Source organism: Kitasatospora sp. NPDC056651 (assembly GCF_042792155.1).
In the GTDB taxonomy this organism is placed as follows: Bacteria; Actinomycetota; Actinomycetes; order Streptomycetales; family Streptomycetaceae; genus Kitasatospora.
The window spans coordinates 38,327-52,898 of the sequence record NZ_JBHTWX010000042.1 but is presented as its reverse complement, the minus strand read 5'-3'; the positions used below and the strand labels follow the sequence as shown (position 1 = coordinate 52,898).

10 protein-coding genes, 1 pseudogene and 1 riboswitch are annotated in these 14,572 nt (G+C 71.7%); of the genes and pseudogenes, 8 read left to right on the top strand and 3 right to left on the bottom strand.

Features of this window, described 5'->3' with window-relative positions; translation table 11 throughout:
• Nucleotides 1–657: 657 nt before the first annotated feature.
• A complete protein-coding gene (locus tag ACFRAR_RS18420; protein WP_380699127.1) occupies nt 658–1,695 on the top strand; it encodes a MazG family protein in 1,038 nt (345 codons plus the stop codon).
• 10 nt (nt 1,696–1,705) lie between these two features.
• Here the strand turns inward: ACFRAR_RS18420 and ACFRAR_RS18415 are convergent, their stop codons facing one another.
• Nucleotides 1,706–2,128 (bottom strand): SDR family NAD(P)-dependent oxidoreductase, encoded by a 423-nt coding sequence (locus tag ACFRAR_RS18415; RefSeq protein WP_380699126.1) that lies wholly within the window; start codon nt 2,126–2,128, stop codon nt 1,706–1,708.
• Between the two features lie 299 nt (nt 2,129–2,427).
• On the opposite strand from ACFRAR_RS18415, the gene ACFRAR_RS18410 reads away from it, so the two are divergent.
• From ACFRAR_RS18410 to ACFRAR_RS18380, 7 genes and pseudogenes are all read left to right on the top strand, one after another.
• Entirely contained in the window at nt 2,428–3,864 is a 1,437-nt protein-coding gene (locus ACFRAR_RS18410) for a cytochrome P450 (RefSeq protein ID WP_380699125.1), read from the top strand.
• Between the two features lie 220 nt (nt 3,865–4,084).
• A riboswitch (cyclic di-AMP (ydaO/yuaA leader) is annotated at nt 4,085–4,251 on the top strand.
• Nucleotides 4,252–4,256: 5 nt separating this feature from the next.
• Nucleotides 4,257–5,156: a transglycosylase family protein gene (locus ACFRAR_RS18405; RefSeq protein ID WP_380699124.1), complete on the top strand. Its 900-nt coding sequence runs from the start codon at nt 4,257–4,259 to the stop codon at nt 5,154–5,156.
• Between the two features lie 348 nt (nt 5,157–5,504).
• On the top strand, nt 5,505–6,791 hold the full coding sequence (eno, locus tag ACFRAR_RS18400) for a phosphopyruvate hydratase (protein ID WP_380699123.1): 1,287 nt from the start codon (nt 5,505–5,507) through the stop codon (nt 6,789–6,791).
• A gap of 189 nt (nt 6,792–6,980) precedes the next feature.
• Nucleotides 6,981–7,472, top strand: coding sequence for a septum formation initiator family protein (locus ACFRAR_RS18395; RefSeq protein ID WP_380699122.1), 492 nt, complete (start codon nt 6,981–6,983; stop codon nt 7,470–7,472).
• Nucleotides 7,444–7,971: pseudogene (locus ACFRAR_RS18390) on the top strand (DUF501 domain-containing protein); the annotation flags it as partial. The gene ACFRAR_RS18395 and the pseudogene ACFRAR_RS18390, both read left to right, overlap by 29 nt.
• Before the next feature lie 173 nt (nt 7,972–8,144).
• Nucleotides 8,145–9,086, top strand: a complete 942-nt coding sequence (locus tag ACFRAR_RS18385; RefSeq protein WP_380699121.1) for an exopolyphosphatase — start codon at nt 8,145–8,147, stop codon at nt 9,084–9,086.
• A 428-nt stretch (nt 9,087–9,514) separates the two neighbouring features.
• Nucleotides 9,515–10,882, top strand: a complete 1,368-nt coding sequence (locus ACFRAR_RS18380) for an NAD(P)/FAD-dependent oxidoreductase (RefSeq protein ID WP_380699120.1) — start codon at nt 9,515–9,517, stop codon at nt 10,880–10,882.
• A gap of 226 nt (nt 10,883–11,108) precedes the next feature.
• Here the strand turns inward: ACFRAR_RS18380 and ACFRAR_RS18375 are convergent, their stop codons facing one another.
• Together ACFRAR_RS18375 and ACFRAR_RS18370 are read right to left on the bottom strand one after the other, a co-directional pair.
• Complete coding sequence (locus ACFRAR_RS18375) at nt 11,109–13,667, bottom strand: ABC transporter permease (protein WP_380699119.1); 2,559 nt, start codon at nt 13,665–13,667, stop codon at nt 11,109–11,111.
• A 41-nt stretch (nt 13,668–13,708) separates the two neighbouring features.
• On the bottom strand, nt 13,709–14,518 hold the full coding sequence (locus ACFRAR_RS18370; RefSeq protein WP_380699118.1) for an ABC transporter ATP-binding protein: 810 nt from the start codon (nt 14,516–14,518) through the stop codon (nt 13,709–13,711).
• Nucleotides 14,519–14,572: the final 54 nt, after the last annotated feature.

Here is a 14,572-nt window from a genome sequence, read left to right as displayed (position 1 = left end):
CGGCACTGTGCGTGTGCCTGCGGCTCGCTGTGCCTGCGGCACTGTGCGTGTGCCTGCGGCTCGCTGTGCCTGCGGCACTGTGCGTGTGCCTGCGGCTCGCTGTGCCTGCGGCACTGTGCGTGTGCCTGCGGCACTGTGCGTGTGCCTGCGGCTCGCTGTGCCTGCGGCACTGTGCGTGTGCCTGCGGCATCGGTGTCATACCAGTGCCAGCCCGCTGCTCAGCGGTTCCAGCTCCCTTTGGGCGTTCGCACGCCTGGGGTGCCACCGGCCGCCCTGCGGGCTGCTCTTCACGGCCCGGCACCCGCCCCTGCCTGTGTCCGGACAGGGGCGGGTACATCCCGGACGGGGGAGTGGGCAGGCCGCCTTCTCGGGGCAGCGCGGGGCGACCTCATCAGCCGGGGTGCGTAGGAAGTCGGTGGGGTCGACTTCTGGCGTCGGTCGGGTCGCTGCCGTCCCGGATCGGGGGGCGATCGGGCCGGTTTCCCGAGGTGGGTGGGGTGCCGTCGTGTCTGAGGATCACGGGAAGTCGGTGGGGTCGACTTCTGGCGTGGGCCGGCCGGGCCGAGTCCTGGGGGGGGTGTGGCGTCCCCCGCCCCTGCCCCCGCGCCGCCCCGGTGCTGCCGGGGCCGGTGGGGGCTCCGGGGTAGGTTCGGGGGCGTGACGACGAATGCTGTGCCGACGGACGTTCCGGGCGCGAAGTTGATCCTGCTGACCACCACCCACCGGGTGGCTCCCGGACTGCTGGCGTGGCCGGCGTGGGAGGCGTTGCGGTCGGCGGGGCGGGTGCTGGTGGGGGACGAGGGGCATCCGCAGGTGGCGGCGGTGCGGCAGGCCGGGGTGGTGGTGGAGGCGGTGTCGGCCGGGTCGGCGCCGGCGTTGGCGCGGCTGCTGACCGGGCAGTCCGCCGGGGGCGGGCCGACGGTGTGGCTGGGCAGCCCGGACGGGGACCCGGGGCTGACCGACGCGCTGGCGCGGCTCGCGGTGGAGCACGCCGGTGAGGTGCCGGAGATCGAGGTGCTGCCCGGCTCGTACGACCTGCCGGGCGCGCGGCTGCTGGACCTGGTGACGGTGATGGACCGGCTGCGTTCCCCGGGCGGCTGCCCCTGGGACGCCGAGCAGACGCACGAGAGCCTGGTGAAGTACCTGGTCGAGGAGGCGTACGAGCTGGTCGAGGCGATCGAGGAGGGGGACCGGGCGACGCTGCGCGAGGAGCTGGGCGACGTCCTGCTCCAGGTGTTCTTCCACTCCCGGATCGCCGAGGAGCACCCGACCGAGCCGTTCACCGTCGACGACGTGGCGGGGGACATCGTCGAGAAGCTGATGTACCGGCACCCGCACGTGTTCGGGAACGTGGAGGTCGAGGGCGCCACCGAGGTGGAGGCCAACTGGGAGCAGTTGAAGGCGGCCGAGAAGGCGGACCGGGAGTCGGTGCTGGACGGCGTGCCGGCGGGGCTGCCCTCGCTGGCGTACGCGGCGAAGCTGGTGTCCCGGGTGCGCCGGGCGGACTTCACCGGGGTGCCGGACGAGGCGTACGAGCTGCCCGCCGAGCTGACGGCGGACTCGACGGGCCGGCTGCTGCTCGCGGTGGTGCAGCGGGCGGGCGCCGCCGGGGTGGACGTGGACGCCGCGCTGCGGTCGGCGGCGCGCGGTTACCGGGACGCGGTGCGCGCGGCCGAGGGCCTCGGAGCGGAGTGACGGGGCGGGCTCAGGCCGCCGTGGCGGCGCTCTCCGGGTGCCGCTGCGGCGGGACGAGCTCGCCGATGGCCTCGCCGACGAGGACGACGAGTTCGGCGAGGCGCTCCAGGTCGAGGTGGGCGGGCAGGTCGGCCAGCGAGATGACCCGCTCGCCGTCCGGGCCGGCCACCGCGAACAGGTCGATCGGTCCGAGGTGCTTCTCGGCGGTGTCCACGAGGGCGGCGACGTCGCTGGGGCGGCGGATGTCGCCGCAGACGCCGACGACCGGGCAGCCCGGCCGGTCGAGTTCGGCGGCGAGGTCCTCGGCGATGCCGACGTGCTGGTCGGCGATGAGCATTCCGGCGGCACCGGCCGCGGCGAACCGGCGGGCGAGGCCCGCGCCCGACCCGCCGTCGAGGACCGCGATGACGACGACTGATCCGCTGAGCCGCATGGCCTGCTCCTCCCTGTGGGCGACACCGCACCGGCGCCCACGCGTACTGCGGAGGATCGTAGGCAGGTCCTGACCCTCCGCAACAGGGATTACCCCTCAGGTGACCAGGCTCACGCCCGCTCTCCGTCCAAGAGCTGTCCAAGAGCCGTCCACGGAGCGTCCACGGACTGTCCATGGCCCGTCAACGGCCGGGCCACGGGCCGTCCACGGAGAGTTGGCGCGCCGGACGCGAACCGGCGGCGAGGAGCGGCGGCCCGCCGGAGCGGGGGTGCGTCCGCCGTACCGGATACGGTCGGTCCATGCCAGCTCAGCCCGACCCCGCCCGGCCCGCCACCACGCCGTCCACCACGCCGTCCACCACGCCGTCCACCCCGCCGTCCGACGCGCCGTCCGACGCGCCGTCCGGCGTCGCGTCCGACACGGCGCCGGACGCCCCCGCTCCGCAGCTGTTCACCTGGGAGTTCGCCGCCGACCCGTACCCCGCTTACGCCTGGCTGCGCGAGCACGCCCCGGTGCACCGCACCACGCTGCCGAGCGGTGTCGAGGCCTGGCTGGTGACGCGGTACGCGGACGCCCGGCAGGCGCTGGCGGACAGCCGGTTGTCGAAGAACCCGGCGCACCACAGCGAGCAGGCGCACCGCACCGGCCGGGTGGGCATCCCGGGGGAGCGGCAGGCGGACCTGATGACCCACCTGCTGAACATCGACCCGCCGGACCACACCCGGCTGCGCCGACTGGTGTCGAAGGCGTTCACCCCGCGCCGGGTGGCCGAGTTCGAGCCGCGGGTGCAGCAGCTCACCGACCGGCTGATCGACGGCTTCGCCCAGCGCGGCTCGGCGGACCTGATCCACGAGTTCGCCTTCCCGCTCCCCATCTACGCGATCTGCGACATGCTGGGGGTGCCCGCCGAGGACCAGGACGACTTCCGCGACTGGGCCGGGATGATGCTGCGACACACGAAGCCGGGGCAGGGCGGCGGCCAACGCGGCGGTGTGGGGCGGGCGGTGAGGCGGATGCGGGCGTACCTGCTGGAGCTGATCCACCGCAAGCGCGCGGACCTCGGCGACGACCTGATCTCGGGTCTGATCCGGGCCGGCGACCACGGCGAGCACCTGAGCGAGAACGAGGCCGCGGCGATGGCCTTCATCCTCCTGTTCGCGGGCTTCGAGACCACCGTCAACCTGATCGGCAACGGCACCTACGCCCTGCTGCGCAATCCGGAGCAGCGCCGGCTGCTGCAGGAGTCGGTGGCGCGCGGGGAGAGCGGGCTGCTGGAGACCGGGATCGAGGAACTCCTGCGCTACGACGGGCCGGTGGAGCTGGCGACCTGGCGGTTCGCGACCCGTCCGCTGACCATCGGCGGAGTGGACATCCCGGTCGGTGACCCGGTGCTGGTGGTGCTGGCCGCGGCGGACCGCGACCCGGCCCGGTTCGCGGACGAGAACACCCTCGACCTGGCCCGGACGGACAACCCGCACCTGGGTTTCGGGCACGGGATCCACTACTGCATCGGCGCTCCGCTGGCCCGGCTGGAGGGGCGTGCCGCGCTGGCCACGCTGCTTTCCCGGCTGCCCGATCTGCGGCTCGCGGAAAGCCCGGAGAATCTGCGCTGGCGCGGCGGGCTGATCATGCGCGGGCTGCGCGAACTGCCGGTGGAATTCAGCCCGGAGAGTCGATCGCCGCACGCCCCGCCCCGCACCGTTCCGCGCGGTCCCGCCGTGACCGAGGTGAGGTGAGGTCACGCTGACGGGGCGTCGTGACTCAACTCCCGGGCGGGGTATGAACACTCATCAATCCGGACATAACACCGCAGTCGGTAGGCGAATGGGCACGCGCCGTAATGCTGGTGTGATATCTGCGATATGAGCTTGTGATTGGTCTGAAGATCTGTCTACTCTCCTGGGGTTCGCAGCTGCGGACCCCGAGCACGGAACGCCGAATCCTGCCCGCCGTGCCACGGGAAACCGACCAGAACCCTGGGCAGGGGCGGGGGAACCAGGTTTGTTGCCGTCCCCACGGCTTGGGGTGAAGCCGCCCGAGCGGAATCGTTTCCGCATACGGCGGCCGGGCCACCTCCCGGTCCGAACCCGACAGCTCACCTCGCAGGCGTGCGGAGAGGGACCTCTTCATGCTGTTCGTTGGAACTGGCCGTCACCGTCGTCGCACCCAGGCCGAGAAGGCCATCGCCGTCGCCGGTGTGGCCGGCGTCGGACTCGCGATGCCGCTCCTCACCGCCACCGGCGCCTCCGCCGCCCCGGTCTCCACCTGGGACGCCGTCGCCCAGTGCGAGAGCGGTGGCAACTGGAGCATCAACACCGGCAACGGCTTCTACGGTGGCCTCCAGTTCACCTCCAGCACCTGGAAGGCCTACGGCGGCACCGCCTACGCCTCGCAGGCCAACCAGGCCAGCAAGGGCCAGCAGATCGCGGTCGCCGAGAAGGTCCTCGCCTCGCAGGGCCCGGGCGCCTGGCCGGTCTGCTCCAAGAAGGCGGGTCTGACCAAGGGCGGCTCCCCGGCCTCCGTCGACACCTCCTCGGGCAGCAAGACCCAGACCGCCCCCAAGCCGCAGGCCCCGAAGCCCGCCGCCAAGCCGGCCGAGAAGCCGGCTCAGCAGCAGGCCCCGAAGCCGGCTCAGAAGCCCGCCGCCAAGCCGGTCCAGCAGGCCGCCCCGCAGCAGCAGGTCCAGCAGACCCCGGGCTTCTCCGGCAAGGCCGGCTGGGACGCCGACGCCAAGGTGTACTGGTACCAGAACAACGGTGCCTGGTACTGGACCAGCCACCAGAGCGTCTACCAGCAGTACGCCGGCCAGGCCGCCGCCCAGCCGCAGTACGCCCCGCAGGCGGCCGTGCAGTCGGCTCCGCGGGCCACCGGCCACGACTACACCGTCCGCGCCGGTGACACCCTGTCGACCATCGCCGCCGCCCAGGGCGTGTCCGGCGGCTGGCACGCGCTGTACGACCAGAACCACGCCACCGTCGGCGGCGACCCGAACCTGATCATGCCCGGCCAGGTGCTGCACCTCGGCTGAGCCGGTGTCGGGCCGTCGGCCCGTCGCGCCGGTCGGCTCCTCGGCCCGTCGCGCCCTTCGCGCCCGGTCCGACGTCGAGCCGCCACGCCCGGCGACGCGTGTTCCGACCCACGGACGAAGGGGACCGGTCCTACCGGTCCCCTTCGTCCGCATTCGCCCGCCCCAGGGGGACAAGCTGGGACAAGCAGGTGAACTACCGGTGGGTAGCGGGGCCACACGCTGAGACGGAACCGAGGCCGAGGTGGTCCCGGGAGCCCGGGCGGTTAGGCTCTGGTCGTAACGACTCCGTAATCGTCCTGCTGACTGCACCCCGTCAGACCGGACCCTGCTTCCGCAAGGAGATGCCTCGTGCCGTCCATCGATGTCGTCGTAGCCCGTGAAATCCTCGACTCGCGCGGCAACCCCACGGTCGAGGTCGAGGTCGGCCTCGACGACGGCAGCACGGGTCGTGCCGCTGTCCCGTCGGGTGCTTCCACCGGCGCCTTCGAGGCCCTGGAGCTGCGTGACGGCGACAAGAACCGCTACTTCGGCAAGGGCGTCGAGAAGGCCGTGCTGGCCGTCATCGAGCAGATCGGCCCGGAGCTGGTCGGCTACGACGCCACCGAGCAGCGGCTGATCGACCAGGCCATGCTGGACCTGGACGCCACCCCGGACAAGTCCTCGCTCGGCGCCAACGCCATCCTGGGCGTCTCGCTGGCCGTCGCGCACGCCGCCTCCGAGGCCAGCGACCTGCCGCTGTTCCGCTACCTGGGCGGCCCGAACGCCCACGTCCTGCCGGTCCCGATGATGAACATCCTCAACGGCGGATCGCACGCGGACTCCAACGTCGACATCCAGGAGTTCATGATCGCTCCGATCGGCGCGGAGTCCTTCTCCGAGGCCGTCCGCTGGGGCGTCGAGGTCTACCACACCCTCAAGGGCGTGCTGAAGGAGCGCGGCCTGTCCACCGGCCTCGGCGACGAGGGCGGCTTCGCGCCGAACCTGGACAGCAACCGCGAGGCCCTGGACCTGATCGTCGAGGCCATCCAGAAGGCCGGCTACGTGCCCGGCCGTGACGTCGCGCTGGCCCTGGACGTCGCCTCCTCCGAGTTCTACGAGGACGGTGCCTACCAGTTCGAGGGCAAGGCGCTCACCTCCACCGAGCTCATCGAGTACTACGCCGAGCTGGTCGCCGCCTACCCGCTGGTCTCCATCGAGGACCCGCTGGACGAGTCGGACTGGGACGGCTGGAAGGCCATGACCGTCAAGCTGGGCGACAAGGTCCAGCTGGTCGGCGACGACCTGTTCGTCACCAACCCGGCCCGTCTGGCCCGCGGCATCGAGACCGGCACCGCCAACGCGCTGCTGGTGAAGGTGAACCAGATCGGCTCGCTGACCGAGACCCTGGACGCCGTCGAGCTGGCCCAGCGCAACGGCTACCGCTGCATGATGTCGCACCGCTCCGGCGAGACCGAGGACGTCACCATCGCCGACCTGGCCGTCGCCACCAACTGCGGCCAGATCAAGACCGGTGCCCCGGCCCGCTCCGAGCGCGTCGCCAAGTACAACCAGCTGCTGCGCATCGAGGAGATCCTCGACGACGCCGCCGAGTACGCCGGCCGTGGCGCCTTCCCGCGCTTCCGCGCTGCGGAGTAACAAGCACGGTCGCGCCGCGGAGTAACGAGCACGGTCGCGCCGCGGAGTGACGAGCACGGTCGCTCCGCCGGGCGACAAGCACGTACGAGGGCCGCGCGCTCCCGGTAGCGCACGCCTGACCGGTGCCCCGCCGTTCACCCCGTAGGGTGGACGGCGGGGCACCGTCGCGACCAGGAGGGGATACGGGAGATGGCTGGCTGGAGGATCCCGGGCTTGGCGGCCCGGCCCCGGTTCACGAGCCGGGCGACCGTCCTCGTCCTGGTGCTCTGCTCGCTGGTGGCGATCCTCGCCTACCCGACGCGGCAGTTCATCTCCCAGCGCGCCGAGATCTCCGCCCAGCGGGCGAAGGCCGACCACGCGCGTCAGCAGGTCGAGCAGCTGCGCCGGGAGAAGGCCCGCTGGCAGGACCCGGAGTACGTCAAGGCGCAGGCCCGCGCCCGGCTGCACTACGCGGTGCCGGGGGAGACCCCGTACATCGCGGTGGACCCGGCCGGCCAGGCCGCCCGGCCCTCCGTGCCCGCCACCCCCGCCGCTTCCGGCGGTTCGGCGAAGGCCGCCAAGCCCTGGTACACCAGCATCTGGGACTCGGTGGACGCCGCCGACACCGTCGCGGCGGCCCCCGCCAACCCCCTTCCGCTCCCACCGTCCTCCGTTGGAGACACCTCCCCCCATGACCACTGAGAACCACCCCACCGTCTCCGACGCCGACGTCGCGGCCATCGCCGCCCAGCTCGGCCGGGTGCCGCGCGGCCTGCGCGGCGTGGCGCACCGCTGCCCCTGCGGCAATCCGGACGTCGTGGAGACGGCTCCCCGGCTCCCGGACGGCACGCCGTTCCCCACGCTCTACTACTTGACCTGCCCCAAGGCCGCCTCGCTGATCGGCACCCTGGAGGCGGAGGGCGTGATGAAGGAGCAGACCGCCCGGATCGCCGAGGACCCGGAGCTGGCCGCGGCCTACCAGAAGGCGCACGAGGACTACATCGCCCGGCGCGACGCGATCGAGGTGCTGGAGGGCTTCCCGAGCGCCGGCGGCATGCCGGACCGGGTGAAGTGCCTGCACGTGCTGGTCGGCCACTCGCTGGCGGCCGGCGAGGGCGTCAACCCGCTCGGCGACGAGGCGATCGGCATGCTGGAGGACTGGTGGGCCAAGGGTCCGTGCGTCTCCCCGGCCGAGGTCGAGGCCGCCGGTGGGCGGGTCGCCCGCAACCGCGCCAAGGAGCAGGACCACGAGGCGGTGATCGCCGCGAAGGCGCAGAAGACCGCCGAGCGCGCCGCGAAGAAGCTCGCCACCGAGGAGTCCACCGACGAGTCCGCCGAGGAGTCCGCGGCGGAGGCGGCGGGGCGGGAGTCCGAGTGAGCACGACCCGCGTGGCCGCGATCGACTGCGGCACCAACTCGATCCGCCTGCTGGTCGCCGATCTCGACCCGGAGACCGGGGAGATCACCGACCTCGACCGCCGGATGATCGTCAACCGGCTGGGCCAGGGCGTGGACCAGACCGGCCGGCTGCACCCGGACGCGCTGGCCCGCACCTTCGCGGCCTGCCGGGAGTACCAGGAGATCATCTCCGGTTTCGGCGTCGGCCCCGAGCGGGTCCGCTTCGTGGCCACCAGTGCCTCCCGGGACGCCGAGAACAGCGACGAGTACGTCAAGGGCGTGCGGGACGTGCTGGGCGTCGAGCCCGAGGTGGTGAGCGGCGAGGAGGAGGCGCACCTGTCCTTCGTGGGCGCCACCAGGGAGTTGACGGAGGATCGGTTCCCCGGCCCGTACCTGGTGTTCGACCTCGGCGGCGGCTCCACGGAGTTCGTGCTCGGCACGGACGACGTGCGGGCGGCCCGCTCGGTGAACATCGGCTGCGTGCGGCTCACCGAGCGCTACTTCGGTGACGCCGAGCTGCCTTCCGAGGAGCAGGTCGCGGCCGCCCGGGCGCACGTGCGCGCCGAGCTGGACCGGGTCGAGGAGGTCGTCCCGCTGACCGGCGCGGCCACCCTGGTGGGTCTGGCCGGGACGGTCACCACGGTGTCGGCGATCGCCCAGGGCCTGCCCGGCTACGACTCGGCGGCGATCCACCACTCGCGGGTCAGCCGGGAGCGGATCGCCGGGATCGCCCGCGAGCTGCTGGCCGCCACCCACGCCGAGCGGGCGGCCATCCCGTCGATGCACCCGGGCCGGGTGGACGTGATCGCGGCCGGGGCGCTGGAACTGCTGGAGATCATGGAGCGCACCGGCGCCGCCGAGCTGGTCGTGAGCGAGCACGACATCCTCGACGGCATCGCCTGGGGTATCGCCTCCTGACCCCGTTCAGGGCTTACCCGGACCGGCCCCGGCACCCCTTTCGAGGGGCCGGGGCCGGGGCGCACCCGGGCCGTGCGGGAAAGTTCGTGAATTTCTTCACATGGCGATGGGGTCATTCGGCGCATTGACTCGCCCGCTACGTCCGAAATGTGGGACCGAAGGCCCGTCGGGTCGATCGCCCATGGGATCGCAGGTCAGGGCGCGCATGAGGTTTGAAATTCGAAATCACGCGCGGGAACCCGGGCGCTGTGCGGATCGTTGCTGCTCAGGCCGGTGGTGCTCCGGCGCGTGTTCGCGCGGTGCCACCCCGGGGTGTCGACCCCCGCGCCGGGCCCGTTTTTGTGGCCGCGCAGTGTAGCACGGGGGGTCCACCGACTTGTGACCGGGCTCACGAAGGCTGCTCCGGACGGTACTGGATACTTTCGGATATGAGCACCACGGAGCGTCCTCGCATCCTCATTGTCGGCGGTGGTTACGTCGGCCTGTATGCCGCGATGCGCATCCTCAAGAAGATGCGTTACGGCGAAGCGACCGTCACGGTCGTCGACCCGCGGTCGTACATGACGTACCTGCCCTTCCTCCCCGAGGCGGCCGGCGGCAGTGTCGCGCCTCGCAACCTCATCGCGCCGCTGCGCAGCACCCTGAAGAAGGCGGAGGTGCTGACCGGGTCCGTCACCGGCATCGACCACGCCCGCAAGGTTGCCACCATCCAGCCCGCGGCCGGTGACAGCTACGAGCTGCCCTTCGAGTACCTGGTCGTCGCGACCGGCTCGGTCTCCCGCACCTTCCCGATCCCGGGTCTGGCGGAGAACGGCCTCGGCATGAAGACGGTCGAGGAGGCCATCGGCCTCCGCAACCACGTCATGGCCCAGCTCGACAAGGCCGAGTCCACCACGGACGAGGACATCCGCCGCAAGGCGCTGACCTTCGTGGTGATCGGTGGCGGCTTCGCCGGCATCGAGACCGTCGCCGAGATCGAGGACATGGCCCGCGACGCGGCCAAGCTGTACAAGACCGTCAGCCGCGACGACATGCGCTTCGTCGTCGTCGAGGCGGCCAACCGCATCCTCCCCGAGATGGGCCCGGACCTCGGTCTGTGGACCAAGGAGCGGCTGGAGGAGCGCAAGATCGAGGTCTACATCGAGACCTCGATGGACTCCTGCGTCGACGGCCACGTCATGCTGAAGAACGGCATGGAGATGGACGCCTCCACCATCGTGTGGACGGCCGGCGTGAAGCCGAACCCGGTGCTGGCCAACTTCGGCCTGCCGCTGGGCCCGCGCGGCCACGTCGACACCGCGCCGACCCTCCAGGTCCAGGGCTTCGACTACGTCTGGTCCGCCGGCGACAACGCCCAGGTGCCGGACCTCGCCGCGGGCGAGGGCGCCTGGTGCCCGCCGAACGCCCAGCACGCCAGCCGTCAGGCCGTCGTCCTCGGTGACAACGTGATCTCCGGCATGCGGGGCTTCCCGCAGAAGGAGTACAAGCACAAGAACCTGGGTGCGGTCGCCGGTCTCGGCCTGCACAAGGGCGTGGCGATCCTCTTCGGCAAGTACAAGCTGAAGGGCCGTCCGGCCTGGTGGTTCCACCGCCTGTACCACGGTGCGATGGTGCCGACCTTCAACCGCAAGGTCCGCGTCTTCACCGACTGGACGCTCGCGATGTTCCTCAAGCGCGAGATGGTCGGCCTCGCCCAGATGGAGAAGCCGCAGCTGCCGATCCAGGAGGTCACTCCGCCGACCAAGCCCGTCGAGGCCGCCAAGCCGGCCGCCGACAAGGAACTCGCCAGCAAGTAAGCGACTGAGACCCCGGTGTGGGAGCACCGGGGTATGAGTCGGAGGCTCTCCGCCCGGCAGCGTTGCCGGACCACGACCTCCGTGGTGCTCAGCCGGCCGTGCGACCGGGCGGAGTACAGAAGTGGGAAGGTCCCCCGCCGGAATCCCGGCGGGGGACCTTCCTCGTTCCGGCGACCGTTCCGGCGACCGTTCCGGCGACCGTTCCGGCGACCGTTCCGGCGAGCGGTCAGTCGGTCTTGATGCTCGACAGGATGTCCAGCTTGGAGGCCCGGCGGGCCGGCCAGATCGCGGCCACCAGGCCGACCACCCCGGCCAGCGCCAGGAACAGCGCCAGCTGGCCGAACGGCACGACCGTGGTCAGGCCGGCGAGGGTGGACTTCAGGGTGCCGTTGACCGCCCAGGCGATGAAGCAGCCGAGCAGCAGGCCGACGCCGGCACCGAACAGCGAGATCACCACGGACTCCAGACGGACCATCCGCTTGATGCCCCCGCGGTCCAGGCCGATCGCCCGCAGCATCCCGATCTCGCGCTTGCGCTCGAACACCGACATCGCCAGCGTGTTGACCACGCCCAGGATCGCGATCAGGACCGCCATCCCCAGCAGGCCGTACATCAGGTTCAGCGCGAAGGTGATGGTCTGGCTGAAGCCGTCGCGGACCTCCTGGCGGGACTTCACCTCGATCACCGGGTTGGCGCCGGTGGCGTCCTTGAGCGACTGCTTGAACGCGGCGGTGGCGCCGTCCTTGCCCCTGACCAGGACGTCGGAGACGTACGGCTTCGGCTCGTGCTTGGCGACCTCGCTGTTGGCCAGCACGACCGGGCCGAGCATGCCGCCCGTCCGGTACACGCCGCCGACGGTGAGCTGCCCGGTGGAGTCGTCCGGGTACGTCACGGTCATCGTCGAGCCGGTGGAGACGCCGAACTTCTTGGCGACGTCCTGGTCCACCAGCAGCTGGCCCTTGCCGAGCGCGGCGGCGGAGCCGCTGGTCAGCTTCACCTCGGCGAGCTGCTCGAAGGTGTCCGGGTTCAGGCCGGTGATCGACTCGGAGGTGCCGTTGAGCTCCCAGTAGGTGGAGACCAGCGGCGAGGAGGCGGTCACCCCGGGGGCCTTGGCGAGCTGTGCGGGCACCTGCTCGGACAGGCTCATGTGGTTGGCGGCCGAGACGACGTAGTCGGCCTTCATCGAACTGGTGACGGCCCGGTCGACCGTGTCGGTCACCGAGGAGCCGATCACGGTGATGCCGGTGACGAGGGTCAGGCCGATGGTGAGCGCGGCGGCGGTGGCCGCGGTGCGGCGCGGGTTGCGCACCGCGTTCTGCTGGGCGAGCTTGCCCGGGGTGCCGCCGAGCCCGCGCAGCAGCGGGCCGACCAGCGCGACCACCGGACGGGAGAGCAGCGGTAGCAGGACGAACACGCCGATCAGGGCCAGGAAGGCGCCCAGGCCGACCGGCAGCCGGCCGCGGTCGTCGCCGGTGGCGGCGCCGTAGCCGATCAGGGCCAGGCCGCCGGCGGTGAGCACCGAGCCGATCGTGTTGCGGACCACCAGGCCCTTCTGGGAGGCCGGCTGGTCGCCGCTGCTCATCGCGGCCACCGGGGCGATCCGGGAGGCGCGCAGGGCGGGCAGCAGGGCCGACAGCACCGTCACCACGACGCCGACCAGCAGGGTCACCAGGACCGTCAGCGGCTTGACGACCAGCGAGGCGCTCGGCATGTTCTCGTTCAGGCTGTTGACCAGCGACTGCATCCCGGCGCCGATCCCGACGCCGGCCAGCAGGCCGGCCGCGGCGGAGACGGCGCCGATCAACAGGGCCTCGACCAGGACGGACCGGGTGACCTGCTTGCGGCTGGCGCCGATCGCCCGCATCAGCGCCAGTTCCCTGGTGCGCTGGGCGACCAGCATGCTGAAGGTGTTGGCGATGATGAAGACGCCGACGAACAGCGCGATGAAGGCGAAGACCAGGAGCATGGTGCGCATGCTGCCGGTGCTCTTGCTGATGTCGGCCTGCTCGTCCGCCTGGAGCTTGGCGCCGGTCTCGACGTCGAACTGCTGGCCGGACGGCACCACGGGCCGGGTCTGGGCGAGCAGCGCGTCCTGGCTGGTGCCGGGCTTGGCGGTGAGCACGACGCTGCTGTAGCGGCCGGGCTCCAGCAGTGTCTGCTGGGCGGTGGCCCTGTCGAACAGGGTGAGCGTGCCGCCGGTGTTCACCACCGGGTCGTCGGTGGTGAAGACGCCGGTGAGCTTCGCCTCGATGACGGGGCCGTTGGCGGCGACCCGGACGGTGTCGCCGACCTTGTAGCCGGCCTTGTCGGCGGTCTTGCGGTCGAGCGCGACCTCCTTGGCGTTCTTCGGGCCCTGGCCCTCGGCCATCGGGTAACGCGGGTCCTTGCCGTCCTGGCCCGGGGCGAAGTTGGCGCCCTTGGCGGCCCAGAACTGGCCGATCAGTTCGCCCTTGCGGTCGGCGACCCCGGTGAAGCCGCTGACCACGCCGCGGGCACCGGCGCTGCCGGGCAGGGCGGCCAGCTGCTGGACGGTGGCGTCGGTGAGCGTGGCGGAGCGGCCCTCGCTCTTCTGCTTGGCCGAGGCGTTGGAGCCGGCCGCGCGGTCCACGACCTGGACGCCGACGTCCGAGTAGCTCTTGGAGTTGCTGTCCCGCATGGCCTTGCCGAAGGTGTCGGAGTAGACCATGGTGCCGGCCACGAAGGCGGTGCCGAGCATGACGGCCAGTGCCGTCATCAGCAGTCGGCCCTTGTGGGCCAGCACGTTGCGCAGTGCGGTGCGATACATGAGGTGTCCTGGGAAGGGTCGGTGGGCGGGCTGCGGGGGTGTCAGCTGGTGCGGCCCTTGGCGTCGAAGCGGCGCATGCGGTCCAGGACGGTGTCGGCGGTGGGCTGGTGGAGTTCGTCGACGATGCGGCCGTCGGCGAGGAAGACGACGCGGTCGGCGTAGGAGGCGGCGACCGGGTCGTGGGTGACCATGACGACGGTCTGGCCGAGTTCGCGCACGGAGTTGCGCAGGAAGGAGAGGATCTCGGCGCCGGAGCGGGAGTCGAGGTTGCCGGTGGGCTCGTCGGCGAAGACGATGTCGGGCTTGGAGGCGAGGGCGCGGGCGCAGGCGACGCGCTGCTGCTGGCCGCCGGAGAGCTGGGAGGGGCGGTGGCTGAGGCGGCCGGAGAGGCCGACGGTGTCGACGACGCGGTCGAGCCAGGCCTTGTCGGCCTTGCGGCCGGCTATGTCCATGGGGAGGGTGATGTTCTCCAGGGCGGTCAGCGTCGGGAGCAGGTTGAAGGCCTGGAAGATGAAGCCGATGTGGTCCCGGCGCAGCTGGGTGAGCTGCTTGTCCTTGAGTCCGACGAGTTCGGTGTCGCCGATGGTGGAGGAGCCGGAGGTGACGGTGTCGAGGCCGGCCATGCAGTGCATGAGGGTCGACTTGCCGGAGCCGGAGGGGCCCATGATCGCGGTGAACTCGCCCTGGGGGAAGGTGACGCTGACGTTGTCGAGGGCGACGACGCGGGTCTCCCCCTCCCCGTAGACCTTGTTCAGGCCGGTGGCGCGGGCGGCCGCCAGGCCGGTGTGGACGGCGGTTGCGGTCGGCGTGGTCACGGGGTGCTCCTTGGGCTCGCGGACTTGTACCTCCATGGTCCGCGACGTGATCATGGTCCTGCGTCGCTCCGCCGGACGGTTGGCCCTACC

Coding starts and splice junctions, on each gene's coding strand:
- ACFRAR_RS18375 (WP_380699119.1), bottom strand. CDS start 13,667: ATGTATCGCACCGCACTGCGCAACGTGCTGGCCCACAAGGGCCGACTG.
- ACFRAR_RS18370 (WP_380699118.1), bottom strand. CDS start 14,518: ATGGAGGTACAAGTCCGCGAGCCCAAGGAGCACCCCGTGACCACGCCG.
- ACFRAR_RS18405 (WP_380699124.1), top strand. CDS start 4,257: ATGCTGTTCGTTGGAACTGGCCGTCACCGTCGTCGCACCCAGGCCGAG.
- ACFRAR_RS18415 (WP_380699126.1), bottom strand. CDS start 2,128: ATGCGGCTCAGCGGATCAGTCGTCGTCATCGCGGTCCTCGACGGCGGG.
- ACFRAR_RS18395 (WP_380699122.1), top strand. CDS start 6,981: ATGGCTGGCTGGAGGATCCCGGGCTTGGCGGCCCGGCCCCGGTTCACG.
- ACFRAR_RS18410 (WP_380699125.1), top strand. CDS start 2,428: ATGCCAGCTCAGCCCGACCCCGCCCGGCCCGCCACCACGCCGTCCACC.
- ACFRAR_RS18380 (WP_380699120.1), top strand. CDS start 9,515: ATGAGCACCACGGAGCGTCCTCGCATCCTCATTGTCGGCGGTGGTTAC.